Source organism: Aquirufa beregesia, from assembly GCF_011090385.1.
GTDB lineage: Bacteria > Bacteroidota > Bacteroidia > Cytophagales > Spirosomataceae > Aquirufa > Aquirufa beregesia.
This window is the reverse complement of the sequence record NZ_SEWW01000036.1, coordinates 1-366: the sequence shown is the minus strand read 5'-3', so window position 1 is coordinate 366 and position 366 is coordinate 1. Positions and strand designations below refer to the sequence as shown.

General features: G+C 46.2%; 1 protein-coding gene. It reads right to left on the bottom strand.

The window, feature by feature from the left end; all coding sequences use genetic code 11:
• On the bottom strand, positions 1-366 hold a 366-nt coding region (locus EWU23_RS13780; protein ID WP_166233189.1), incomplete at both ends, for a hypothetical protein.

The window sequence follows — 366 nt, the reverse complement described above, 5'->3', positions numbered from 1 at the left end:
CTCCTGAAGTTCCCGTGAATTTCAAGCCTAAGCTTGTCAAGTTCGCTACTCCACTCGTAAAGTCGCCTGCTTGATTCAACACGTTGTTCACTCCTGAGCCTAAACCTGTGATTGCTCCAGTTAACGTACTCGTTACTGTTACATTATTCGTATTGGCAGCAAAAGTCGTGACCGTATTGCCATAAGCATCTTGGGCTGTCAAGGTATTCGTGCCGGTGAAGGCTATGTCATTAATCTGTGGACTCGCTAAGCTAACAGCTAATTTCGTCATCGTTGATGCACTCACGGCTACTGTCAATCGATCTGCTCCTGCAGCAACGATACTTCCATCTGTAACAGCCACAACAGCTGATTCCACATTGTACA